Origin of the sequence: Halofilum ochraceum, assembly GCF_001614315.2 — a bacterium.
In the GTDB taxonomy this organism is placed as follows: domain Bacteria; phylum Pseudomonadota; class Gammaproteobacteria; order XJ16; family Halofilaceae; genus Halofilum; species Halofilum ochraceum.
On record NZ_LVEG02000001.1, the window covers coordinates 1 to 22363 of the forward strand.

Genomic DNA, 22363 nt, shown 5'->3' on the forward strand with positions numbered 1-22363 from the left:
CGGGGCTACGGCATCCTGATCCGCCCGATCCGCGGTGTTGCCGCCGGTCGCGGTGTCGGATCGTGCGGGTTCACCGGGCGTGACGCCGTGCGCCTTTGGTTCCCCTTCGCCGTCCACGCGCACGAACACCAACCGATCGACTCGGGTGATCGACTGCCGGGTGCGGCGATTGCGGACTTCGCACTCGATCGTGATCGACGTCCGTCCGAACTCCACGACCCCCGTGCCGATCTCGACGATATCGCCCTGGCGCGCGCCGGCCAGAAAGTGCACGTCCGAGATACTGCGCGTGACCACCGAAGTGGACTCGAGCTGACAGGCGGCGTAGATGAATGCTTCCTCATCGATCCATGCCAGCACGCGGCCGCCAAACAGGGCGCCGTTCGAGTTGAGGTCTTTCGCGGCGACCATCTTCCGGGTCCGGTATTTCATCATTGCGGTTCCTCGGCGTGTTCGGGCGCTGTCCTCCCGAACGGCGTAACGCAATCGGCGTGCCATCCTGTGCACGCACGCACGGACTCGTCATGGAATGGCTGCGTGTCGCGGTCTGCGCCCCAGGCCCGGGTGATTCCGCGAAGCGGTAACAGCGAGGGTGTCGCACCGTAGCGATGCCGGTTCGAGGTCGACTGCACCATTACGAGGCAGTGCAGGCCTGTCACGCAGCGCCGGCGCCGGACCGTTCGGATCGGCAGGATTTTCCTGAATGGATCAGTGGTCGAATCGAGCGACAGGCGGGGGAGTCATGTCCGCATAGGGGCGGTAAAACCCGATTCGCCCAAAGTAAAGCGCCCGGCTCCCCCGAGGGGGAGCCGGGCGCAATGATTGTCGCGCTTGCACCTGCCGACGTGTTGTTCGGACGGCGATGACGCTGCGCGATCGCTCTCCGACAGATTGTGTCAGCGGGCGCGGCGGCCCGGGTTGCCACCCTGCGCACGGTTGCCACCTTGCGTGCGGTTGCCGCCGCCGTTGCCGTTTTGTCGGCGAACCTGACCGGCGTTGCGGTTCTGTCCCTGATTTCGGCCCTGGCCCTGACCGCGACCTCCGTTCTGGCGGCGTTTCGCGGCGACCGCGGTTTCCTCGAACGGGTCGGGCTCGTAGCCGGGTACCGGCTCGGAGTGGATGTTGCGATTCATCATCCGCTCGATGCCCTTGAGGAGTTTCCGGTCATCGCCGGAGACCAGGGACACGGCCTGGCCGTCGCGGCCGGCGCGGCCGGTGCGGCCGATGCGGTGGAGGTAATCCTCCGGCACTTCCGGCAGATCGTAGTTGACCACGTGCGGCAGGTGGTCGATGTCGAGGCCGCGCGCGGCGATGTCGGTCGCCACGAGAATGCGGACACCGCCTTTCTTGAACTGCCCGAGCGCCTTCGTGCGTGCGCCCTGCGTCTTGTTGCCATGGATCGCGGCGGAGCTCAGGCCGTCGCGGTCGAGTTGCATGGCCAGACGGTCGGCACCGCGTTTGGTCCGCGTGAAGACCAGAACCTGTTGCCAGTCGCCGTCGCGGATCAGGTGACTGAGCACGGTTTTCTTGCCGTCGCGATTCACCGGATGGACCTTCTGGGTCACGGTGTCCACCGCCGAATTGCGCGCGGCGACCTCGATCCGGGTCGGTCGCGTCAGCATGCCCTGGGCGAGTTCGCGGATGCCGTCGGAGAAAGTGGCCGAGAACAGCAGCGTCTGACGCTGCTTCGGAACGGCCGCGATCACCTTCTTGATATCGTTGATGAAGCCCATGTCGAGCATGCGATCGGCCTCATCGAGCACCAGCGTCTCGACCTGCGAGAGGTCGACCGTGCGGCGCTGCAGGTGGTCGATCAGGCGGCCCGGGGTCGCGACCAGGATGTCCACGCCGCGGCGCAGCGTCTGCACCTGGGGCTGCATGCCGACGCCGCCGAACACGGTCGTCGATTTCAGCGGCAGGTGGCGGCCATAGGTCTTGACGCTCTCCTGGACCTGCGCGGCCAGTTCACGCGTCGGCGTGATGACCAGCGCCCGGATCGGGCGCCCGCCCGATTTCGGCTTTTCGCGCATGAGCCGTTCAAGGATCGGCAGCGTGAAGCCGGCGGTCTTGCCGGTACCGGTCTGGGCCGCGGCCATGACGTCGCCGCCGGCGAGGATCGCCGGGATGGCTTCAGACTGGATCGGTGTGGCGGTGCTGTAACCCTGATCCTGGACAGCACGAAGCAGCGCGGCCGAGAGGCCGAGATGGGAGAACGACATGTGAATTGCTCCTGGAGCCTGTCCGGGTACGGCTATGGCCGTTCGCCCGGGTCCGGTCCAGGCAAAAAAGAAAAGGGGATTCGAGGTGCGATCCTGAAAGGATACCGGGAACTACCGCGAAAACGTGATGCCGACCGGTCGCATCAGCGATGCGCACGATAACAGAACCCGTCCCGGGACACACGGAAAATCGCGGGACCGATCGATCGACACGGCTTAGCCTCGTAGCGGCCGTACCGAACGACGCGTTGGGTTTCCTTCGTCAACCCAACCTACGGGGGTTGGGGCAACCGGAGACCGCCGTGTCGCCCTATAGGCTCAACCACAAATCCGCAGCGATCGCCGCGGCGGAGAGCACGAAGATCACGAGATAATTGAACCGCTCCGGCGAGATCCGGATCGAATACAGAATCGCCGCGATCTGCTCGCGGTCGATCTCGCTCAATGGCTCGTCCGAACGCATCTTCCGATCCAGGTCCCCGCCGACGACCGCACGCACGCGGCGCAGCGATACCCAGTAGCGGTAGGAGAAGAAAGCCGCATTCAGCAGCACGCCGAGATACCACAGCGGCCGGACCCATCCAGGCTCCACGTGCTCCGCGATAATGATCGCGCGGAATGCGAGGCTGGAAACCAGACCGACCGCGAGCAGGGCGATGATGACGGGCATCGGGATGATGCGGAATCGGGCCGGCGTTTCAGTCATGGTGGGGCCGCCAGAATGGGACCCCGGAAGGGCGACCGGCGCGCAGAGCGGGCACGTTCATTCGTCGTCCAGGATCGCCACTGCCGCGATCTCGATCAGGTATTCGGGCCGTCCCAGCCCATCGATGATCAACAAGGTGTTGGTCGGGTAATCCGGGCCGTTCAGCCAGCGCTGGCGCGCCTCGGTCGCGGCGTCCCGGTATGCCCGGTCCACGATCCATGTGGTCGTGGAGACCAGGTCGTCCAGACCGCCGCCGGCCGCTTCCAGTACGCTCGCGAGGTTGTGCCAGACCTGTTCGGCCTGGCGCGCGCCGTCGCCGATACCGACCGGGCTGCCATCCTCGTCCACCGCCACCTGACCGGCGATCCAGAGCTGGTTGCCGGCCCGCACGGCCTGCGAGAAGGCGAGCGGTTCGTTCCACTCTTCATTGAAACGCCGGATCCGACGCGGTCGCTGATGCGAGCTCATGGTGGTACTCCCGGGTCGAGGCCATTCATGGACGGCGCCCGATGGGCGCGGCGTGCACACAGTCCCGTATCCTGCGAGGGGATGCCGGCGATGTACAGAGCGGTCTTGACTCAACGCCCGCCGATGGTGAGCAGGGTGTCGTCGTCGCGCATGAGGAAGAGGGCGATACAGGCGCCCAGCATCGGGATCGCGGCAAAAAACAGGAGGTTGTCAAACGGATCGAGGTACTGCCGCCACGAAGACAGGGTCGAGATGCCGTGGGCGATCAGCACATAACCGTAGGTCCAGAGGCGCCAGAGGCCGAGCACGAAGGCGATCTCGACCGCCAGCTGTACGAGTCCGATTGCCAGCAGCAGGCCGGCGCCGATATCGGGAAAACCGTAGAAATTGCCGAACACCGCGGCCGCGTGGCCGGGCATCAGGAGTTTGTCCAGCGACCACATCGCCATGACCATGAAGACGGTGATCCGCAGCAGGAGAAGGCTGATTCGCAGGCGTCCGGAATCACTGTGCATAGGGGTTGACCTCTCGGGTTGAAGACGGGGGTTGCCGCGGCCACCGGCCGCCACTGGAGTGCGGATTGTGTCCGCCGATCGACCGACCTGCATTCGGACCGGTCAAAACGCGGATTGTTCCCGACGAATCGGAGGTCGAAACATGTCGTATGAACTGTATTACTGGCCCACCATCCAGGGTCGCGGTGAATTCATCCGCCTGGCGCTGGAGGAGGCGGGTGCCGAATACCAGGACGTTGGCCGCAGCGCTGACGGTGCCGATTTCGCGGCCGTTGCCGAGGTACTCGCCCCCGAGGGCGACGCCCGGCTTCCGTTCGCGCCGCCGGTGCTCAGGGACGGCGACCACCGGATCGCGCAGACCGCGAATATCCTGCTCTATCTCGGGCCGCGGCACGGTCTGATGCCGGAGGACGAGGCGGGGCGCCTGTGGGTGCATCAGCTGCAGTTGACCATCGCGGACTGGCTGGTCGAGGTGCATGACACCCACCATCCGCTGGGCCCGTCCCTGTACTACGAACAGCAGAAACCGGAGGCCGCGAAGCGTGCAAAGGCATTTCACGAAGATCGACTGCCGAAATTCACGGAGTACTTCGAGACGGTGCTGACGGTGAATCCATCCGGTCCGGAGTATCTCGTCGGCGGAATGCTGACGACGGCCGATCTGTCTCTGTTCCAGATGGTCGCGGGCCTGCGTTATGCCTTTCCGCGCGCGATGGCGGCGCTCGAGCCGGAGTGTCCGCGGATCGTTGACCTGCACGATCGGATTGCCCGGCGGCCGGCAATCGCCCGGTACCTCGCATCCCCGCGGCGGCTGCCGTTCAATGAGGACGGCATTTTCCGGCACTATCCGGAACTCGATTCGGCCGGATGAAGCCCGTTTGACGCAGGGGCATCTGCAACGTGGCGTGGGACGGGCACGGTGCCCCGCATTCGAAATCGCGCAGCGTGTCCGCTATCGTAATGACCCTCGCGGTACAGCCGGACGGACTCCATTGGCGGCGACAGCCGTTCCTTCCCACAACAGGAGGCGCAGACCTTCGAAACGGCCGGGAGCAAGCGGATGACCACGGACTCCGTACTGGAACGGATTGTCGATGTCGTCACGGGTGGGGAGGACGTCGAGGACCTCGTGCGGCCCTTCCTGCGGATCGTCGAGTCTCTGACCGGCCTGGAGTCGACCTATCTGACGACGGTTGATCTCGAGCACGGCGTCCAGACGGTTCTGTTCGCCCACAACACAGGGACTCTAAACCTCCACGAGGGGCTGAAGGCGGACTGGGGGGACACGCTCTGCCGGCGCTCGATCGAGGAGGGGTGCGCCTATACCGACGAGGTGCCGAGCCGGTGGGGGGATTCGCGCGGGGGCCGTGAACTGGGCATTTCGACCTACCTGGGCGTGCCGATCCGGGTCGGAAACGGTGAGCTCTACGGGACATTGTGCGGCGTCAGCCGTGCGAAACTGCCGGTGACCGGGAACGTTCGGAAACTGCTCGATCTGTTCGGGCATATCATCGCCCGGCAGATCGAGCGTGAGCGTCTGCTCGAGCGTCTGCAGCGGGAAAATATCGAGTACGAGGGGCATGCGCTCACCGACCCGCTGACCGGGGTGCCCAATCGGCGCGCACTGCTGCGGGAACTGCAGCGCGCGCTGAGCGACAGCGAACGTTCAGGCGCGACGGTGTACGTGGCCTTTATCGATCTGGACGGTTTCAAGGCGATCAACGATCGCCATGGTCACGATGCGGGCGACCGATTCCTGATCGCGGTGGCGCGGGCTTTATCGGCTGGGCTGCGCGAAGGCGACTTTCTCGGACGCTATGGCGGTGACGAGTTCATCGTCTTCGGCACCGATTATGGCGGCGATGCCGCCGACAATCGCTGCCTCTTCCAGGCCCGGCTCGCGGGATTGACCGCCGGCGCGTTCCCACTCGAATCCGTGACGGTCGAATATTCGGGAGCGAGTGTCGGCGTGATCGCCGCGAACCATCAAAGCGGTACCTGCGACGAGGTGATCGCGCAGGCGGACGCGGCCATGTACGAGGTCAAGCAGGCCAGGCGAGCGGCCCGGTAGTCGTTTCGCCTGCCGTGCGTTCAGTCAGAACTGTCGGGGAGGCGGAATTCGGGATCGATCCGTGTCGCCGCCAGGTTATTGGCGTAGCTTGCCAGCGTGTAGGCGCTGATGATGGTCGTGATCTCCAGTAATTCACCGAGTCCCACGCCGCGTTCCTCGAGTACGCTCAGCTCGGCCTGGCCGAGCGCCCCGTGCCGGTGCATCACCCGGCGCGTCGCGTCAATCAGGGCCGCATGACGCGGTTCCGCGGGTGCCTGGCAGGCGAGGATCCGGTCGATCGAATCCTTGGCTACACCGTTGTCCCGTGCTTCCTGGCGAAATACGTGCTGGCAGTACTCGCACCCGGTCTCAAGCGCGACCTGGAGCGCGATCAGGGCCTGCTCCGCCCGGCCTAGATGGCCATGATGCTCGAGTGCCTCTTCCATCTGCACGAAGGCCTGTAGCGCCACCGTGCGGCGGGCCAGGGTGGCGTATACGTTGGGGACGCGGTTATCGAATTCTTTGGCGACTTTGCGCAGAATCGCCTCGCGCCTCCCGGCCTCGTTCGAGTCAGCGGTCATGTTCGAGCCTCTTGGTCAGTGGATGAACGACTCCCCTGGCGATCTTCTTCGGGGGCGCCCCGGGTGCAGGCCGCGGCGCCCGGGGTTGGATCGCACACCCGCGTCACGCTGTTTCGCATTACAGCAATCCAGAGCGGATCTGGCTGTACGTATTATTACGCAGATTTTTTTCACCGGGACGAGGATCACGGATGCCCGGGCATCGTATGTGCGCATCCCCTTTGCTACGATCCCCGAAAGCCACGGTGTCCGTGGTGCGGCCCAATGGCATCGTCTGGCCGCGCCGCGAATGGTATTCGCCACGACATGGAATGCCCGGGAGCAGGCAGTAGATGATCCTCATTGACTCCAGTCACCGGGACAGCCTCGCGGAGGTATTCGAGGAACTCTACGACCCCGCGTTTCTGATTGACCCGGATGGAGGCTGTTTCGTCGGGGCCAATCCCGCCGCCCTGCGATTTCTCGGTTATGAGCCCGAGGAGCTTGCCGCGCTGACGCCGGCCGATATCCATCCGCACGAAATCCCGCGCCTCGAGGCGTTCCTCCAGGCGGTGTGCCGAAACAGTCGATGGTCAACGGATGATCTCTCCTGTCGACCCAAAACCGGTGCCCTTATTCCCGCCCAGGTGCGTGCATCGGTGGTGCGGATCGAGGGTCGCAAGTACGTGCTCGCGATCTTTCGGGACCGTCGGGAGGAAGAACTTGCCGAACTCGGGCGATCGCTGCGCCGTCTGACGCATGATCTGCGTAACACCATGGTGGCCTCCCGGGTGATGAGCGACCGCATGAGGGAGCACTCCGATCCCATGGTCCAGCGCAGTGCGGAACTCATCACGCGCTCGGTGGATCGAGCGGTACGGATGTGCCAAAGCGCACTCAGCGCGGGCACTGCGACGGAATACCAGCCACGGCGTGAGCGTTTCACGCTGGACGAATTGATCCGTGAACTCGAGGCGGCGGTCGGGCCGGAAGAGATTGTCGAGGCGAAGCTTGAGGCGCCGGGGTCGGATGGTGTGGTGCTGGATGCGGACTACGACCAGGTCTTCCGGATCCTTCTCAATCTGGTCCGCAATGCGTTGACCGCCGGAGCCCGGACGATCACCGTCGAGGGCAAGCGGGAGGATAACGGCGTCGGCATCGAGGTCAGCGATGACGGTCCAGGGATCCCGCCCGACGTGCGCGAGTCCCTGTTCTCGGAGCAGCGTTCGGGCAGCGGCCACAAAGGGACCGGCCTGGGCCTGGCGATCGCCTGGGAGCTGGCCGGGAATCACGGTGGCGAAGTGATCCTGCAGCGCAGTGACGCGAGCGGCACGGTCTTCCGGATCACGATCCCGGATCCGGACTGGTCGTCGCCCTGATGCCCGGATCCTGCGACCAGCCCGGTCTCCGGGTTCAGTACTCCAGCAGTTCGCGCGCGGCTTGGCGCCCGCGTCGGGTCAGATGCAGTCCCGTCCCCTCCCGCAGCACCAGACCGCGCCGCAGGCTGCGCCGGAGTACCTGTTCGGCCTTGGCGGGGTCCCAGCCGAGGTGTTTCTGCAGCGCCGGGACCACGTTTTCCCGGGCCGCTTCGGGGTTGCCTTCGTGTTCGTACAGGTGGACGACCAGGGCCCGGCTTTCGTCGGCGTAGCGCCGCATGTACTGGCGCCAGGCCTGGGCGACGAGGCCGTAGCGCGGGCCGAACAGGAACGCGAGGCCGAAGCAGGCCCCCGTCATCAGGGCCATCATGCCGCCGATCGACACATCCAGCGCGATCGCCGCCGCATAGCCGGTGGCGCTGGAAATCACGCCGATCGCGGCCGCCCATACGAGCATGGGGATCAGGCGGTCGGTCAGCAGGTAAGCGGCCGCCGGTGGCACGATGACGAAGGCGATGTAGAGCACCGCGCCGACCGCGTCGAACGCGGCCACGGCGGTGGCACTCGTGAGCGTCAGCAGGGCATAGAACATGGCTGTGGGCGCCAGGCCGAGCGCGGTCGCGAGCCCCGGATCGAAGGTCGACAGTTTCAGTTCCTTGAAAAAGGCGATGACGAACACGGCGTTGATCAGTGTAAGCGTGCCCATCCACACCACCGAACGCGGAATCTCGATACCGGCGACCGTCACGGTATCCAGCCAGACGAATCCGATCTCGCCGAGCAGGACCGTGTGCGTGTCGAGGTGCACGTCGCGTGCGTAGATGTTGAGCAGCAGGACGCCCGCGGCGAACAGCGCCGGGAAGACCAGGCCGATCGCCGCATCCATACGGACCCGGCGCGTGTTCGCGAGCAGTTCCGTCAGGAACACGGTCAGCAGGCCGGCCAGGGCTGCGCCGAGGATCTGGACCGGCCCACTCGTGGCCCATGTGATCAGCCAGACCACCACGATGCCGAACACGATCGAGTGGCTGATCGCGTCCACGAGCATGGCGTTGCGTCGCAGGATGAGGAAGGTCCCGAGCAGTGCGCCCGATATCCCCACGAGGGCCCCCGTGAGGATGATCATCAGCGTCGGATTGCCGAAGAACGCTGCCATCACCCGTGCTCCGAGGTTCCGTGTCCCCGGGTCGACGGGTCAGGGCTTCCACGGTCCCGGCTCCCGTCCTCCGGGGTCACGAACGCGGCCTGCCGTTGCGCCTGGTCGTAGCCCGCGTCGGTCAGCGTCCAGTGCGGGCCCTCTTCGCGCATATGACCGACCCGCGCGACCAGCCCCTGGCGCTCCAGCCGCTGCAGTGCCCGCCGCGTTCCCAGCCCGAAGAAGCTGTCGAGCATCCCCAGTTCGGCCGGGTAGTAACGGTCGCGGTGTTTGATGGCGAGCTTGTAGAGGGTCGCGAGTACCTGCCGCTGACCCAGTGCCCGGCGCGCGCGCCAGCGATCGATCCGCTCCCGGATGATCCCGCGCCCCGGGGCCGCCAGCAGCGAGATCAGCACCAGCACGGTGGCCGACAGCACCACCAGCGGTCCGGTCGCGAGATGGTTGCCCCAGGCGCTGATCAGGGCGCCGCAGACACCGGCGATGACGCCCATGAGCATCGCCAGCGGCACCATGTGCTCCAGCCGGCCGATCCATTGGCGGGCGGCCGCGGCCGGTGCGATCACCATCGCGGTCATGAGCACGACCCCGACCATCTGCAGCCCCACGACCACGGCCAGCGCGATCATCGCCGTCAGCAGGACTTCCAGGGCGACCACGGGCACGCCGATCGAACGCGCGAACAGCGGGTCGAACACCACCAGCTTGAACTGTTTCCAGCAGGCGAGCACCAGCACCAGCGCGGCCAGCGTGACCGCGCCCATGACCCACAGATCGCTGCGCCGGGTGGCGGCCGCCTGGCCGAACAGGAAGCTGTCGAGGCCCCCCTGGGAGGCGCCCGCGGTGCCCTGGATATACGTCAACAGGACGACGCCGGCCGCGAATGTGACGCTCAGGCCGATCCCGAGGGCGGCATCGGTCTTGAGGCGGCTGCGCTTGACCACGAGGACGACGAACATGGCGGTGATCACGCCGGTGGCGAGCGCGCCGGCCATGATCCAGCCCAGGTGGCGGCCGCCGGCGATCAGGAAACCGATGCAGACCCCCGGCAATGCCGCGTGGGCCAGGGTGTCGCCGAGCAGGCTCTGCTGGCGCAGCACCGCGAAGGTCCCGAGTAACCCGCTGACGCAGCCGAGCAGGACGGCGCCGATGACGACGTTCTGCACGGTGTAGTTCGTCAGAATCTCGAACAGGGACATCATGGCTGTCCGTCGCGCGGGCGCCCCGATTCTTTTTCTTCGCGCCCGGATTCTTTGGACGCGGGGTCTTCGAGATCGGCTTCTTCCGGGGCGGCGAGCGGTGCCGTGGTCGCGCGCTCGATCAGGGCGATCTTGCCGCCATAGGCGCGGCGCAGATTCTCGGCGGTGTACACGGACCCGATCCGGCCCTGGGCGGCGACGCGGACGTTGAGGATCACCAGCCAGTCGAAGTAATCGCGCACCGTCTGCAGATCGTGGTGGACCACGATCAGGGTCTTGCCGGCGTCGCGCAGCTGCTGCAGCAGTTGCACGATCGTGCGCTCGGTGGTGGCGTCGACCCCGGCCAGCGGCTCATCGAGGAAATAGACATCCGCCTCCTGCACGAGGGCCCGGGCCAGGAACACGCGCTGCTGCTGACCGCCCGACAGCTGATTGATCTGTCGCCCGGCCAGCTCGGTGAGCCCGACCTGTTCCAGTGCGGCGAAGGCGCGCTCGCGCTCGTTGCGGCCGGGCCAGCGGAGCCAACCGAGGTGGCCGTAACGGCCCATCATGACCACGTCGAGCACGCTGGTCGGGAAATCCCAGTCGACGGCCGAACGCTGCGGCACGTATGCGACCCGTCGCAGTTGCCGCTTCGGGGTCTGTCCGTGGATGCGCACATGGCCCGCGGTCGGCCGCATGATGCCGAGCACCGTTTTGAGCAGGGTGCTCTTGCCGGCGCCGTTCGGCCCGATAATGGCGGCCATTACGCCGGGCGGGATATTGATATCGATATCCCACAGGACCGGTTTGCCCTCATAGGCGACCGTCAGGTCCTCCACGTGGAGGGCGAAATCCGGTTCATGCAGTGGCTGTTCGCTCATCCCGTATCCGTCCCTTGTCGTTCAGGGCCGTGGCAGCGGCCCTCCGTACGGGGCCGATCACGCATCCTCGTTCTGTTCCCAGCGTTCGGCCCAGTCCGCGAGTGCCGCTGGCCAGGGCGCGGTGGTGCCACCCAGCGCATCGACGATCGCCATCGTGTTCGCCCGCAGCATGCCGATGTACGTGCCGTCCGCCGTGCCTTCGTTGCCCATGGCATCGGAGTACAGTTCGCCCCCGATCGTGACCTCGTGACCCTTGGCCGCGGCGCCGTCGATCACCGCCTGCACGGTACGGGGATTGATCGTGCTCTCGATGAACACCGCGGGTACGTCGCGTTCGATGGTGAGTTCGACCATGCGCTGTATGTCGCGGATCCCGGCTTCGCTGTCCGTGCTGATGCCCTGGACGCCTTTGACGTCGATCCCGTAAGCGCGGCCGTAATAGCCGAAGGCGTCATGGGCGGTCACGAGCACGCGCTGTTGTTCCGGGATGGTGGCGATGCTGTCGGCGACCCACTGGTGGAGCGCGGCGAGTTGCTCCCGGTAGGCCGCCGCCCGGCGCTCCATGGCCGCGGCGCAGTCGGGAACGATCCCGGCGAGCGTATCCGCGATGGTCGGGGCGATCTTCGACCACAGCGAGACATCCATCCAGACGTGGGGATCAATGCCGTAGAGATCCTGCACCGAGATCAGCTCGCCGGTATCGATCGAGGCGGGCGATACGGCCACCGCGGGTTTGTCGGCCCCGAGCCGCTCCAGCACATTGCCCAGTTGGCCCTCGAGCGAGTAGCCGGCGTACAGGATCGCGTCGGCGGCGCGCAGTTTGCGCACGTCGCTGGATTTGGCCTCGTAGAGGTGCGGATCGACCCCAGGGCCCATCAACGCGTCGACCTGCACGCAGTCGCCGGCGACATTGCGGGCGACGTCGGCGATCATGCCGACGGTCGCGATCGCCCGTGGCGGGTTATCGGCGGCGGTGCCCGTACCGGGCAGCAGGGCCAGGATCGCGAGGCCCGCGAGGAGAATCGATCGACGCATCAGGGTCCCCGTCAATGTGTCCGAAGTCTGTGGAAAGGCCCGAGCGCGTGTGCGGACCGGGCGGCCCAAGGGCCCGGTCGCTGAACGGTAGGCGCGCGTTTCCATACCGGCGTGCAGACAGCCCGCTCTTCAAAAGTGAGCCTAGGCTCACTTTTGTCGCGCTGCAACCCCTGGTGCAGGGGCAAGAAGCGCCGGTTCCATGCGGTCGCTCGCGGGGTGCGGTTTACGCGTCGCTGAACGGGGGAAGCTCGGCCAGTCGGGTCAGTGTGGCTACGACTTGATCCGGCGTGTAATCCCAGGGATCGAATGGCTTGCGCTCGTCGCGCTGCAGCCAGGCGGTGGCCAGACCCGTGCTGCCGGCGCCGATCACGTCCCAGGCATTGCCGGATACCAGCCAGGTCGCGTTGCGATCCGCGCCGCCGGTGGCGACCAGGTGGTCGTATACGGCCGGCGCCGGTTTGTAGGTCCCGACCGTCTCGACGCTGAGGACATCGTCCAGCCGGGAGGCCAGACCGGCATGATCCAGTAATGCCTGCAGTCCCTTCGCGGTGCCGTTGGAGAACGCCAGGCAGCGGTGCCCGCGGGCCCGCAGGGAGTCCAGCGCCGGGGCGGCGTCGGGGAAGGCCGGCAACCGGGTCCAGGCCGCGACGAGATCCTCGCGGTCGGCCTCCGGGATGTCGATGCCGGTGACCGCCAGGGCCCGGTCGAGCGCGCCCCGGGTGACCCGATCGAACGGCTGGTAGCGTCCCATCGCCGCCCGGCGGAAGGCGTACTCGAGCTGCGAGCGGCGCCATTCTGCGACCAGCGCGCCCGTGCCATCGCCGGCGAAGGGGCGGAGCGGTTCCGCGATCCCCGCGGGATCCACCAGGGTGCCGAATACGTCAAAGCCAATGACCTGCATACGCGCCCTCCATCGAGGCCTGAACGGCCCGGCAAACGATTGGAGAGCGCGAGTGTAACGCGGACCTACAGCACGGCGCGCAGCTGATCGAGCAGCCAGTCGATCTGGTCGGCGTCGATGACCAGCGGCGGCGCCAGTCGCAGGACCTGCTCCCTGGTTTCCTTGCAGAGCACGCCGCGGTGCATGAGGGCCTCGCAGAATGGCCGCGCGGGTCCCGCGGCCTGGTCGATCTCGATGCCGACGAGCAGGCCGCGGCCGCGTACCTCGACGATCCGGTCGCTGTCGATCGCCTTGAGGCCGGCCATCAGCCGCTCGCCCATCGCGCGCGAGTTCGCGGTCAGGTCCTCTTCGACGATGACATCGAGCGCCGCCTCGCCGACGGCACAGGCGAGCGGATTGCCGCCGAAGGTGCTGCCGTGGTCGCCCGGTTGAAAGACACTCATGATGTCGTGCGAAGCCAGTGCCGCGGAGACCGGGTAGACGCCACCCCCGAGTGCCTTGCCGACCGTCATGATGTCCGGCTCGGTGCCGGCTTCATGGTGATGGCAGAACAGGTCGCCGGTGCGTCCGAGTCCGGTCTGGATCTCGTCGTCGATCATGAGGATGCCGTGGCGGTCGCACAGTTCGCGGACGGCGCGCACATAGCCGTCCGGCGGGACCACGATGCCGCCTTCACCCTGGATCGGCTCGATCAGCACGGCGACCGTGTGCTCGGTGATGGCCGCTTCCAGCGCATCGATGTCGGCGAACGGAATATGCACGAAGCCCGGTGCCACCGGACCGAAATCATGGTGGTAGTGGTCGTCCGATGACAGGCTGACGCCCATGATCGTCCGGCCATGGAAATTGCGGTCGCAGCAGATGACTTCGGCCTTGCCGCGCGCTACGCCCTTGCGTTCGTAACCCCATTTGCGGGCCAGTTTGACCGCCGTCTCCACCGCTTCCGCACCGGTGTTCATCGGCAGGGCGACCTCCATGCCCGCGACTTGACAGAGTTTCTCGAGGAAAGGCCCGAGGCGGTCGTTGTGGAACGCGCGTGAGGTCAGGGTCAGGCGTTCGCACTGCTCGGCGACGGCGCGCATGACGCGCGGATGGCGATGGCCCTGGTTGACCGCGGAATACGCGGCCAGGCAGTCGAGATAGCGCCGCCCGTCGACATCTTCCAGCCAGCAGCCCTCGCCGCGCGCGAGCACCACGGGCAACGGACCGTAGTTGTGCGCACCAAAGGTCTCCGTCTGGTGGATGATCCGCTGCTGGCGGTCCGAAATCGCGTGTTCTTCCATTACGGCGTTCATGGTTACACCACCCTTGCGAGTATGGTCTCGCCGAATAGGCTCTTGACGAGTTCGACCGCCAGTTCGGCGGTCCGGTTATGGATATCCAGGGCAGGATTGATCTCGATCACGTCGAGCGAGCCGAGCAGTCCGCTGTCGTGGATCATCTCCATGCACAACTGGGCCTCGCGCCAGGTCGGGCCACCGAGTACCGGCGTGCCGACGCCGGGCGCGACGTCGGGATCGACGAAATCGAGATCGAAACTGACGTGGAGGTGGCCGCCGGTGCGGGCGATGTTTTCCAGCACCTCCGACATTACGGCGCGCATGCCGACTTCATCGATCCGGCGCATGTCGTGGATGACAAGGCCGCTGTCGACGATGCGTTCTTTCTCCACCGTATCGACGGAACGGATCCCCAGCTGGAAGACCCGTTCGGGATCGATCATCGGTGTCGCATGACCGAGATCGAGCAGATCGCCATGGCCGTCGCCGCACAGAACGGCGACCGGCATCCCGTGCACGTTGCCCGACGGGCTCGTCTCGTGCGTGTTGAAGTCGGCGTGCGCATCGAGCCAGAGCACCGACAAGGGCGTCCCCTTGCGCGCGCAGTGCCGCGCTACCGCGGCGACCGAACCGATGGAAAGCGAGTGATCGCCGCCCATCAGGATCGGCGTCTCGTCGCGGTCGAGGGCCGTCGCGACGGCATCGCGCACCGCACGGCACCAGGCGAGCGTCTCGTCGAAATGGCGCCAGCCGTCGACCGCCGCACGCAGCGGATTGGTCGGTCCCGCCAGATTGCCGTAATCGTGCACCCCGTAGCCCATGCGGGCGAGGGCCGACTCCAGGCCCGCCACGCGCAATGCCTCCGGTCCCAGATTGGCGCCGCGCGTGCCCGCGGCGACGTCGCTTGGGGCGCCGATCAGACCGAGCGGCCGCGCAGAGCGGGCGGCGGAGGTCGGGGCGTTGCGATGTGTGGTTGCCGTGGGCATGCTCGTCTCCTACGTCCGGCGTTCTGGCCGTGCCTTGTGGCCGGGCCGGACGCGATCGATCACTGCAGCCCGAGCATGGCACCGAAGCGCACGAATAGGCCTGGAGATTGAGGCCGCCAGGCCGCAGAGTCTGCGGTTGGATAGGGTGCGCACCGCAGGACCTGCGGCGTCCGGGGCGTGTCCGGCTGCGAGCGGCTCGAAAGGCGAGTGTTACGTATGAGCGAAAGGGTCAGGCTCGACCGTACGGATATCGCGATCCTGGCGACGCTGCAGGGCGAGGCGAGGATCACGAATCACGATCTCGCGGAACGCGTGCATCTGTCGGCCTCGTCCTGCCTGCAGCGGGTGCGCAAACTCGAAAAGGCGGGCGTGCTGCGTTCGTACAACGCCCGGATCGAACTCGAGCGCATCTGCCGCAGCGTAACCGTGATCGCCGAGGCCACCCTCAATAAGCATGAAGAGGCGGAATTCCGCCGCTTTGAGCAGGCCGTGGATGCCATCCCCGAAGTGACCGAATGCCTCAAGGTCAGCGGCGAGTATGACTATATCCTGCGCTTCGTCTGCACGGACATGGCCCAGTACGACCGGCTATCCGATCAACTCCTGAACACGGGCCACGGCGGTGCGCGCCTGTCCAGTCACTTCGTACTCTCGCGCAGCAAGCAGAGCGACGGCTACCCGCTTGAATCGCTCCTTCGGTCGGCGCAGACGGACGAGGGGGCATCCCGATGAATCTGCGCGATGCGGTTGCGGACGATCTGCCGGCGATTCATGCCATCAATCAGGCCAACGTGCCCGCCGTGGGCGATATCACCTTTGCTGAACTCGAGTGGTACTTCGCCAAAGCGGCGGCCCTGCGTGTGGCCGAGATCGATGGTTTGGTCGCAGGTTTCCTGCTGGCGCTGCAGCCCGGTCTCGACTATTCGAGCCTCAACTACGCGTGGTTCTCCGCTCGCTATACCGACTTCTGTTACATCGATCGTGTCGCGGTTGGCGAGCAATGGCGCCGTCGCGGTGTAGCCCGCGCGCTCTACGCGGATATCGAAGCGTATGCGCGTGCAATGTCGGCGCCGCTGCTTGCCTGCGAGGTCAACCTGCGCCCGCGTAACGACGTGTCACTGGCATTCCATGAGCGACAGGGGTTCATCGAAGTCGGACAGCAGGACACCGACGGCGGTCACAAGACAGTCGTCATGCTCCTGCGAGATCTCCGGGACGACGCGCCTGAGTGACGGTAGCGAGGCGGCGGGTGACCGTGCAGTACGCTGCGAGCGCACCGGGCTGTCCGTTTGCGCCAGGGCACACCATGGGGCATCCTCGACGACGCATCTTCCCGTATCGACCGCGTCGATTCGTGGCAAGAATCTTCTCGCAGGAAGTTATCGGAAGGAGGGGAGAACATGCGTTCCAGAACAGTCACAACCAGTGCGCTGGTCGCACTCGCCGGCGCACTGACGCTCGGCCTCGGTCTGACGCCACAGCGCGCCGCGGCCGACAACCACGACAGCTACACGGTGTGTTCGGACATCCCGTGGCCCCCGTTCGAGATGGGGAGCGGCGGTGAGAAGGCCTTCGGCTTCGATGCCGACGTGATGCGCGCCATCGCCGCCATCAAGGGCTACGACATCACCATCCAGAACCTTGCGTTTGATTCCATCATTCCGGCCGTTCGGGCCGACAAGTGCGACATCGGCGCTTCGGGCTTCACGATCACCGCCGAGCGCGACGAGGTGGTCGACTTCACCAAGCCGTACTATGTCTCCAACCAGGCGGTCGTGACGCGCTCCGACGGCGACGTCAACGTCATTTCCGCCATGGCGGGCATGGGCCCCGAGGGCACGGTCGGCGCGCAGCGCGGCACCACGGGTGCGGCCTGGGTCAAGAACAACCTCGTCGAGAAGAAGGCGGACGTGGAGATGAAGCTCTACGAGACCTATCCGCTCGCGATTCTTGACCTCGTCAATGGCCGGATCGATGCGGTGGTGCAGGACGTGCCCGCGTCGAAGTCCTCGGTGGCGTCGTATCCCGACAAGCTCACCGTGGCCGGCGTGATCAATACCTACGAGTACTTCGGCTTCGTGGTACCCGACGGTGACCCCGCCGGTGTGGGCAAGAAGATCAGCGACGGGCTCGGCGAGCTCGGCCTGAACGTGGTCGAGACGGCCGCCGGACGCGAGCTGAGCGTACAGCCCGGCACGCCGTGGGCGATGCTCAATGCGGCGTACTTCGGCCCGGACAACGAGACCATCACCGCCGCGTGGAAGAGCTGCAAGAGCGGCATCCTCGAGGCGGAGTCGATGGCGGACGTCAAGGAATACGCCCAGTGCATGGCCGACGAAACCGACTGAGTTTCGGGGCATCGGTCATGCGTGACTCCATCACTGGAGTGGGTTGATTGGGCGTCGAGGGACTGCAGCTGATCGCGTCCGAGTTCCCCGCGCTGCTGGGGGCGACGCTCGTCAACCTGTACGTATTCGCGGCCCTGATCCCGATCGGCTTTGCCGTCGGGATCGGGGTCGCGCTTGCGCAGGTCTACGGTCCGCGCCCGGTTGCATGGCTCGCATCGGCCTGGGAATGGTTCTTTCGCGGTGTGCCCGCACTGGTCCTGCTGTTCCTGTTTTTCTACGGCCTCGGCCGTTTCGGTATCGACGTTTCGGCGTTTATGGCGGGGGCCCTCGCCATGGGGTTCCGCTCGTCGGGCTATCAGTCGCAGATCTTCCGCGGCGCGATCCAGGCGGTGCCGGCCGGGCAGATCACCGCCGCGCGTTCGCTCGGCATGACGCGGACCCAGGCGGTCGTGACGATCGTCCTGCCGCAGGCCCTGCGCCTGGCGATCCCGGCCTGGTCGAATGAATTCTCGTCGGTGCTCAAGGACACGACACTCGTGTACGCCATCGGGATCAATGAGGTCATGCGCTACGCGCGCACGATCTACGTCAACAATCCCGAGATGGCGATGATCACCTTCCTGACCGTCGCGCTGATCTTCTGGACCCTGACCGCGCTCGGCAACAGCGGCCTGCACTGGCTGGAGCGCCGTCTGGCCGTTCCGGGCTTCGAGATGCGCGGTGGCTCGACCCGACCTACTGGCAAGTGAGGCCCCATGGACCCCGTACTCAGGATCGACGATCTGCACAAACGCTTCGGCGACGAGGAAGTGATCAAGGGCGTCTCATTCGATGTGCAGCGCGGTGAGACGATCGTGATCATGGGCCCTTCGGGCACCGGCAAGAGCACGCTGCTGCGCTGCATCAACCGTCTGATCGAGCCCGATCAGGGTCATGTCTGGCTCGACGACGTCGAGGTGACCGATCCCCGCACGGACATCAATGCCGTGCGCGCCAGGATCGGCTATGTCTTCCAGGATTTCCATCTGTTTACCCACCTGTCCGCGCTCGACAATGTCGGCATCGGCCTGCGCAAGGTCAAGGGCACGGACCGTAAGCGGGCCACGGAGCGGGCACGCGCGATGCTGGACCGGGTCGGGCTCGCGGCCAAGGCGAATCAGTATCCCGCGGAGCTCTCGGGCGGACAGCAGCAACGCGTGGCGATCGCGCGTTGCCTCGCGATGGAACCCCGCGTGATGTTCTTTGACGAGCCGACCAGTGCGCTCGACCCCGAGTTGACGGGCGAGGTGCTGGAGGTCATGGATGAACTCGCCAAAGAGGGTATGACGATGCTCGTGGTGTCGCACGAGGTCGGCTTCGCGCGCCGCGCGGCCAACCGCCTGATCTTCATGGAGAGTGGGCGCATCGTCGAGCAGGGTGCACCCGATCGATTGATGTCACAGCCCGAACACGCCCGCACGGGCGAATTCCTGCGGCGTATCGCCGCGATGGACGAGTAACGCGCCATGGAGCTGCAATTCGATCTCGCCAACTGGATGCCGCAACTGCTGTGGGGCCTGGTGGTCACGCTGGAGATCACGGCGCTGTGCATCGCGATGGGGATCGTGTTCGGGCTGCTGCTGGCGATGGCGCGCCTGTACGGGCAGCGTCCCATCTACTGGCTGGCCACCGTGTATATCAATTTCTTCCGGGGCACGCCCATTCTCGTCCAGCTGTTCATCGTCTATTACGGGCTGCCGAGCATGGGCATGGACTTCAGCCCGTTCGTGGCTGGCGTCCTCGCGCTGGGTCTGAACACGTCGGCCTACCAGGCCGAATATTTCCGTGGCGCCATCCAGTCGCTGCCGGCCGGACAGATGCTGGCGGCGCGTTCGATCGGGATGAGCCGCGCGGTCGCCCTGCGCTGGATCGTGCTGCCCCAGGCCCTGCGGCTGGTGATCCCGCCGTGGTCGAACGAGTTGATCCTGATGCTGAAATACTCCTCGATCGTCTTCTTCGCGACGGTCACCGATCTCATGGGGGCCGGCCGGATCATCGCGGGCGAGACGTTCCGCTACTTCGAGGTCTTCATCCTCGTGGCGCTGATGTATCTCGCCATCGTGCTGCTTCTCTCGACCGGTTTGCGCTGGCTGGAGGCGCGCCTGCGGGTACCGGGTCTCGGCGGTTCCGGCACGTCCGCCTGAGCCGCGGCCGGGTCCGTTTACGTCCGCAGCCGGTATCCCGTACGGAAAATCCACGCCACCACGGCGAGTCCCACCGCCAGGAAAACCAGGATCATGGCCAGGCTCGCGGCCACGCCGACATCGGTGGTCTCGTAGAAGCTCCAGCGGAATCCGCTGATCAGATAGACGACCGGGTTGAACAGCGTCACCGTCTGCCAGAAGGGCGGGAGCATGTCGATCGAATAGAACGTGCCGCCCAGGAAGGCGAGTGGCGTGATGATCAGCAGCGGGATGAACTGCAACCGTTCAAACCCGTCCGCCCAGATCCCGATAATGAAACCGAGCAGGCTGAACGACACGGCCGTCAGTACCAGAAACACGAGCATCCACACCGGATGCGCGATCTCCACGGGTACGAACAGTGCGGCGGTCCCGAGGATGATCAGGCCAAGGATGATCGACTTGGTCGCGGCCGCGCCGACATAGCCGAGCACCGCCTCGGTCGACGAGATCGGCGCCGACAGCAGTTCGTAGACGGTCCCCAGGAAACGCGGGAAGTAGATCCCGAAAGCCGCATTGGTCGTGCTCTGCGTGAGTACCATCAGCATGATCAGACCGGGCACGATATAGCTGCCGTAGTCGATGTTGTCGATCTGCTCGATCCGCGAGCCGATCGCGGCGCCGAATACGACGAAATACAGTGACGTCGTGACCACCGGCGAGACGATGCTCTGGAACAGGGTCCGACGCGTACGCGACATCTCCGAGAGGTAGATCGCGCGGACGGCATGGATATTCATCGCGAATCCTTTACCAGATCGACGAAGATGTCCTCGAGCGAGCTCTGGCTGGTGTGCAGGTCATGGAAGCGGATGCCGTGTGCGGCCAGGTCATGCAGGAGCCCGGTAACTCCGGTGCGTTGGCCCTGGGTGCCGAAGGTATAGACAAGCTCCCGTCCGTCGTCGCTGAGCTCCAGACCATGCCGGATGAGGTCCGCCGGCACTTCTTCCAGCGGTTCCTGCAGCTGCAGCTTCAACTGCTTGCGGCCGAGTTCCTGCATCAGCTCGTCCTTCGCCTGGACCCGCACGAGGCGCCCGCCGTGGATGACGCCGACGCGGTCCGCCATCTCTTCCGCCTCTTCGATGTAGTGCGTGGTCAGGATCACGGTCACGCCGCCCTCGCGCAGTGAGCGTACGACCTCCCACATCTCCCGGCGCAGTTCCACATCGACCCCGGCGGTCGGCTCGTCGAGGAACAGCACGCGCGGCTCATGCGCCAGTGCCTTGGCGATCAGGACGCGGCGTTTCATGCCGCCGGAGAGCGTCATGATCGCGTTGTTGCGCTTGTCCCAGAGCGCGAGGTCGCGCAGGACCTTCTCGATGTGAGCCGGGTTCGGCGGCTTGCCGAACAGGCCCCGACTGAGGCTTACCGTCGCCCAGACCGACTCGAACGTGTCGGTGGCCAGTTCCTGCGGTACGAGCCCGATCATGCCCCGGGCCTTGCGCCAGTTGCGGACGATGTCGTGGCCGTGCACCGCAACCCGTCCGTCCGTCGGGTTCACGAGGCCGCAGATGACGCCGATCAGCGTCGTCTTGCCGGCGCCATTGGGGCCGAGCAGAGCGAAGATCTCGCCGCGCTCGATCTCCAGGCGGATGTCGTGCAGTGCCTGGTGCCCCGAGTCGTAGACCTTGTTCAGGCCCTCGACGGCGACCGCCGGCGGTCCGGCGGCCGGATTCCTGCGCGTGTCCTCCGGCACCGGGTGCGGGCTGTCGGTGCGTGAGCGGCGGTGCGAATCGGTACTGGCGCCGGTATCCATGATGGTCCGTTTCTCTCAGGAAGCTGTAAGGCGATGGGCGACGTGCGCCCGTTCAACCCGGGACCCGTTCGTCCGGGTATGCCCAGGTGGATGATGGGGCATCTTCATCGACAGGGCCATGTGTGTGGCTGGGATCCCCCGCATGTCGTTACGCAGCCGTAATCGGCGTTTCAGGGCCAATCCATGCCGCGGGTGCAATATCGTCCCTGCACCTGAAAGGGGTGCGATCACATGATCCCGGAGGTCGATTATGGGTAGCCGCAGACGCAATTGCAGTAGAAGGGTAACCAATACGCTGGTAGCGGGTGCGCTGGTGCTCGGCGGCAGTGGCGCGATCGCCGCAAGCCCGGAGCGTCTCTACCAGGACGAGATCGCCGATGAGGCGAGCCCCGTCGAGGTGGACGAACTCACCGACGACGATCTGCACGGCTTTATCGAGGCCGCGCACGAGATCCAGTCGATCCGGGCGGAGTATGCCGGGAAGATCAGCGAGGCCGAACCGGATAAGCGTGCCGCCCTTCAGGCCGAGGCGGCCGAGAAAATGGCCGCGGCGGTGGAGGATCAGGGACTGGAACTCAGCCAGTACCGCGAAATCGGGTATCTGCTCGAAAACGACGCGGATCTTCCGGCCCGGCTCGATCGGGTCGCTGCAGATCCGGGGTGACCGCCGTGAACGCGGCCGGCCCTGATCGGGCCGGCCGTTGACGGGCCGGTGTCGCAGCTACT

At 65.8% G+C, this 22363-nt stretch carries 25 protein-coding genes; 10 read left to right on the plus strand and 15 right to left on the minus strand.

Annotated features, from left to right (window positions below; genetic code table 11):
• From A0W70_RS00005 to A0W70_RS00025, 5 genes are all read right to left on the minus strand, one after another.
• The coding region (locus A0W70_RS00005; protein ID WP_139150639.1) for an acyl-CoA thioesterase at window positions 1–432 on the minus strand (432 nt) is incomplete at its 3' end.
• Window positions 433–896: 464 nt separating this feature from the next.
• Window positions 897–2219, minus strand: a complete 1323-nt coding sequence (locus A0W70_RS00010; RefSeq protein ID WP_070987156.1) for a DEAD/DEAH box helicase — start codon at window positions 2217–2219, stop codon at window positions 897–899.
• Between the two features lie 310 nt (window positions 2220–2529).
• Window positions 2530–2925 carry a hypothetical protein gene (locus A0W70_RS00015; RefSeq protein ID WP_070987158.1) on the minus strand — a complete coding sequence of 132 codons (396 nt, stop codon included), beginning with the start codon at window positions 2923–2925 and terminating at the stop codon, window positions 2530–2532.
• A 57-nt stretch (window positions 2926–2982) separates the two neighbouring features.
• Window positions 2983–3393: a RidA family protein gene (locus A0W70_RS00020; RefSeq protein WP_070987159.1), complete on the minus strand. Its 411-nt coding sequence runs from the start codon at window positions 3391–3393 to the stop codon at window positions 2983–2985.
• 110 nt (window positions 3394–3503) lie between these two features.
• Window positions 3504–3908, minus strand: coding sequence for a hypothetical protein (locus A0W70_RS00025; RefSeq protein ID WP_070987160.1), 405 nt, complete (start codon window positions 3906–3908; stop codon window positions 3504–3506).
• A gap of 142 nt (window positions 3909–4050) precedes the next feature.
• On the opposite strand from A0W70_RS00025, the gene A0W70_RS00030 reads away from it, so the two are divergent.
• Both A0W70_RS00030 and A0W70_RS00035 read left to right on the plus strand, forming a co-directional pair.
• Window positions 4051–4779, plus strand: coding sequence for a glutathione S-transferase (locus A0W70_RS00030; RefSeq protein ID WP_070987161.1), 729 nt, complete (start codon window positions 4051–4053; stop codon window positions 4777–4779).
• 189 nt (window positions 4780–4968) lie between these two features.
• On the plus strand, window positions 4969–5979 hold the full coding sequence (locus A0W70_RS00035; RefSeq protein WP_083330645.1) for a sensor domain-containing diguanylate cyclase: 1011 nt from the start codon (window positions 4969–4971) through the stop codon (window positions 5977–5979).
• A 20-nt stretch (window positions 5980–5999) separates the two neighbouring features.
• Here the strand turns inward: A0W70_RS00035 and A0W70_RS00040 are convergent, their stop codons facing one another.
• Complete coding sequence (locus A0W70_RS00040) at window positions 6000–6539, minus strand: carboxymuconolactone decarboxylase family protein (RefSeq protein WP_070987164.1); 540 nt, start codon at window positions 6537–6539, stop codon at window positions 6000–6002.
• 332 nt (window positions 6540–6871) lie between these two features.
• Between A0W70_RS00040 and A0W70_RS00045 the strand changes: the two genes are divergently transcribed.
• Window positions 6872–7897, plus strand: coding sequence for an ATP-binding protein (locus tag A0W70_RS00045; RefSeq protein ID WP_070987166.1), 1026 nt, complete (start codon window positions 6872–6874; stop codon window positions 7895–7897).
• A 34-nt stretch (window positions 7898–7931) separates the two neighbouring features.
• Here A0W70_RS00045 and A0W70_RS00050 read toward each other — a convergent pair whose 3' ends face one another.
• From A0W70_RS00050 to rocF, 7 genes are all read right to left on the minus strand, one after another.
• Window positions 7932–9050 carry a metal ABC transporter permease gene (locus A0W70_RS00050; RefSeq protein ID WP_083330646.1) on the minus strand — a complete coding sequence of 373 codons (1119 nt, stop codon included), beginning with the start codon at window positions 9048–9050 and terminating at the stop codon, window positions 7932–7934.
• Window positions 9050–10246 (minus strand): metal ABC transporter permease, encoded by a 1197-nt coding sequence (locus tag A0W70_RS00055; RefSeq protein ID WP_083330647.1) that lies wholly within the window; start codon window positions 10244–10246, stop codon window positions 9050–9052. The genes A0W70_RS00050 and A0W70_RS00055 overlap by 1 nt, the downstream gene beginning before the upstream one ends.
• Window positions 10246–11109 carry a metal ABC transporter ATP-binding protein gene (locus A0W70_RS00060; protein WP_083330648.1) on the minus strand — a complete coding sequence of 288 codons (864 nt, stop codon included), beginning with the start codon at window positions 11107–11109 and terminating at the stop codon, window positions 10246–10248. Before A0W70_RS00060 ends, A0W70_RS00055 begins: the two co-directional genes overlap by 1 nt.
• Window positions 11110–11166: 57 nt before the next feature.
• A complete protein-coding gene (locus A0W70_RS00065; RefSeq protein ID WP_070987171.1) occupies window positions 11167–12144 on the minus strand; it encodes a metal ABC transporter solute-binding protein, Zn/Mn family in 978 nt (325 codons plus the stop codon).
• A 223-nt stretch (window positions 12145–12367) separates the two neighbouring features.
• Window positions 12368–13045 (minus strand): haloacid dehalogenase type II, encoded by a 678-nt coding sequence (locus A0W70_RS00070; protein WP_070987173.1) that lies wholly within the window; start codon window positions 13043–13045, stop codon window positions 12368–12370.
• Window positions 13046–13110: 65 nt separating this feature from the next.
• A complete protein-coding gene (gene rocD, locus A0W70_RS00075; RefSeq protein ID WP_245675774.1) occupies window positions 13111–14340 on the minus strand; it encodes an ornithine--oxo-acid transaminase in 1230 nt (409 codons plus the stop codon).
• Window positions 14341–14342: 2 nt separating this feature from the next.
• Window positions 14343–15311: an arginase gene (rocF, locus tag A0W70_RS00080; RefSeq protein ID WP_070987175.1), complete on the minus strand. Its 969-nt coding sequence runs from the start codon at window positions 15309–15311 to the stop codon at window positions 14343–14345.
• Window positions 15312–15527: 216 nt separating this feature from the next.
• Between rocF and A0W70_RS00085 the strand changes: the two genes are divergently transcribed.
• The 6 genes from A0W70_RS00085 (at window position 15528) to A0W70_RS00110 (ending at window position 19842) form a co-directional block, all read left to right on the plus strand.
• The gene (locus A0W70_RS00085; protein ID WP_070987177.1) at window positions 15528–16043 is read left to right on the plus strand and encodes an Lrp/AsnC family transcriptional regulator; all 516 of its coding nucleotides are present in this window, start codon (window positions 15528–15530) and stop codon (window positions 16041–16043) included.
• On the plus strand, window positions 16040–16543 hold the full coding sequence (locus A0W70_RS00090) for a GNAT family N-acetyltransferase (RefSeq protein ID WP_070987179.1): 504 nt from the start codon (window positions 16040–16042) through the stop codon (window positions 16541–16543). The genes A0W70_RS00085 and A0W70_RS00090 overlap by 4 nt, the downstream gene beginning before the upstream one ends.
• 168 nt (window positions 16544–16711) lie before the next feature.
• Complete coding sequence (locus A0W70_RS00095) at window positions 16712–17659, plus strand: transporter substrate-binding domain-containing protein (protein ID WP_070987181.1); 948 nt, start codon at window positions 16712–16714, stop codon at window positions 17657–17659.
• A 47-nt stretch (window positions 17660–17706) separates the two neighbouring features.
• Window positions 17707–18408, plus strand: coding sequence for an amino acid ABC transporter permease (locus A0W70_RS00100; RefSeq protein ID WP_070987183.1), 702 nt, complete (start codon window positions 17707–17709; stop codon window positions 18406–18408).
• A gap of 6 nt (window positions 18409–18414) precedes the next feature.
• A complete protein-coding gene (locus A0W70_RS00105) occupies window positions 18415–19158 on the plus strand; it encodes an amino acid ABC transporter ATP-binding protein (RefSeq protein ID WP_070987185.1) in 744 nt (247 codons plus the stop codon).
• Between the two features lie 6 nt (window positions 19159–19164).
• Window positions 19165–19842, plus strand: a complete 678-nt coding sequence (locus tag A0W70_RS00110; protein ID WP_070987186.1) for an amino acid ABC transporter permease — start codon at window positions 19165–19167, stop codon at window positions 19840–19842.
• Window positions 19843–19859: 17 nt separating this feature from the next.
• Here the strand turns inward: A0W70_RS00110 and A0W70_RS00115 are convergent, their stop codons facing one another.
• Together A0W70_RS00115 and A0W70_RS00120 are read right to left on the minus strand one after the other, a co-directional pair.
• Window positions 19860–20621: an ABC transporter permease gene (locus A0W70_RS00115; protein ID WP_070987188.1), complete on the minus strand. Its 762-nt coding sequence runs from the start codon at window positions 20619–20621 to the stop codon at window positions 19860–19862.
• Window positions 20618–21637 (minus strand): ABC transporter ATP-binding protein, encoded by a 1020-nt coding sequence (locus A0W70_RS00120; protein ID WP_083330649.1) that lies wholly within the window; start codon window positions 21635–21637, stop codon window positions 20618–20620. The genes A0W70_RS00115 and A0W70_RS00120 overlap by 4 nt, the downstream gene beginning before the upstream one ends.
• 250 nt (window positions 21638–21887) lie before the next feature.
• Here A0W70_RS00120 and A0W70_RS00125 point away from each other — a divergent pair, with 250 nt between their 5' ends.
• Window positions 21888–22301, plus strand: a complete 414-nt coding sequence (locus A0W70_RS00125; RefSeq protein WP_083330650.1) for a DUF4168 domain-containing protein — start codon at window positions 21888–21890, stop codon at window positions 22299–22301.
• Window positions 22302–22363: the final 62 nt, after the last annotated feature.

What these genes read in the sequence shown, in the direction of transcription:
- A0W70_RS00010 (WP_070987156.1), bottom strand. Translation starts at nt 2,219, where the DNA reads ATGTCGTTCTCCCATCTCGGCCTCTCGGCCGCGCTGCTTCGTGCTGTC.
- A0W70_RS00015 (WP_070987158.1), bottom strand. Translation starts at nt 2,925, where the DNA reads ATGACTGAAACGCCGGCCCGATTCCGCATCATCCCGATGCCCGTCATC.
- A0W70_RS00020 (WP_070987159.1), bottom strand. Translation starts at nt 3,393, where the DNA reads ATGAGCTCGCATCAGCGACCGCGTCGGATCCGGCGTTTCAATGAAGAG.
- A0W70_RS00025 (WP_070987160.1), bottom strand. Translation starts at nt 3,908, where the DNA reads ATGCACAGTGATTCCGGACGCCTGCGAATCAGCCTTCTCCTGCTGCGG.
- A0W70_RS00030 (WP_070987161.1), top strand. Translation starts at nt 4,051, where the DNA reads ATGTCGTATGAACTGTATTACTGGCCCACCATCCAGGGTCGCGGTGAA.
- A0W70_RS00035 (WP_083330645.1), top strand. Translation starts at nt 4,969, where the DNA reads ATGACCACGGACTCCGTACTGGAACGGATTGTCGATGTCGTCACGGGT.
- A0W70_RS00040 (WP_070987164.1), bottom strand. Translation starts at nt 6,539, where the DNA reads ATGACCGCTGACTCGAACGAGGCCGGGAGGCGCGAGGCGATTCTGCGC.
- A0W70_RS00045 (WP_070987166.1), top strand. Translation starts at nt 6,872, where the DNA reads ATGATCCTCATTGACTCCAGTCACCGGGACAGCCTCGCGGAGGTATTC.
- A0W70_RS00050 (WP_083330646.1), bottom strand. Translation starts at nt 9,050, where the DNA reads ATGGCAGCGTTCTTCGGCAATCCGACGCTGATGATCATCCTCACGGGG.
- A0W70_RS00055 (WP_083330647.1), bottom strand. Translation starts at nt 10,246, where the DNA reads ATGTCCCTGTTCGAGATTCTGACGAACTACACCGTGCAGAACGTCGTC.
- A0W70_RS00060 (WP_083330648.1), bottom strand. Translation starts at nt 11,109, where the DNA reads ATGAGCGAACAGCCACTGCATGAACCGGATTTCGCCCTCCACGTGGAG.
- A0W70_RS00065 (WP_070987171.1), bottom strand. Translation starts at nt 12,144, where the DNA reads ATGCGTCGATCGATTCTCCTCGCGGGCCTCGCGATCCTGGCCCTGCTG.
- A0W70_RS00070 (WP_070987173.1), bottom strand. Translation starts at nt 13,045, where the DNA reads ATGCAGGTCATTGGCTTTGACGTATTCGGCACCCTGGTGGATCCCGCG.
- rocD (WP_245675774.1), bottom strand. Translation starts at nt 14,340, where the DNA reads ATGAACGCCGTAATGGAAGAACACGCGATTTCGGACCGCCAGCAGCGG.
- rocF (WP_070987175.1), bottom strand. Translation starts at nt 15,311, where the DNA reads ATGCCCACGGCAACCACACATCGCAACGCCCCGACCTCCGCCGCCCGC.
- A0W70_RS00085 (WP_070987177.1), top strand. Translation starts at nt 15,528, where the DNA reads ATGAGCGAAAGGGTCAGGCTCGACCGTACGGATATCGCGATCCTGGCG.
- A0W70_RS00090 (WP_070987179.1), top strand. Translation starts at nt 16,040, where the DNA reads ATGAATCTGCGCGATGCGGTTGCGGACGATCTGCCGGCGATTCATGCC.
- A0W70_RS00095 (WP_070987181.1), top strand. Translation starts at nt 16,712, where the DNA reads ATGCGTTCCAGAACAGTCACAACCAGTGCGCTGGTCGCACTCGCCGGC.
- A0W70_RS00105 (WP_070987185.1), top strand. Translation starts at nt 18,415, where the DNA reads ATGGACCCCGTACTCAGGATCGACGATCTGCACAAACGCTTCGGCGAC.
- A0W70_RS00110 (WP_070987186.1), top strand. Translation starts at nt 19,165, where the DNA reads ATGGAGCTGCAATTCGATCTCGCCAACTGGATGCCGCAACTGCTGTGG.
- A0W70_RS00115 (WP_070987188.1), bottom strand. Translation starts at nt 20,621, where the DNA reads ATGAATATCCATGCCGTCCGCGCGATCTACCTCTCGGAGATGTCGCGT.
- A0W70_RS00120 (WP_083330649.1), bottom strand. Translation starts at nt 21,637, where the DNA reads ATGGATACCGGCGCCAGTACCGATTCGCACCGCCGCTCACGCACCGAC.
- A0W70_RS00125 (WP_083330650.1), top strand. Translation starts at nt 21,888, where the DNA reads ATGGGTAGCCGCAGACGCAATTGCAGTAGAAGGGTAACCAATACGCTG.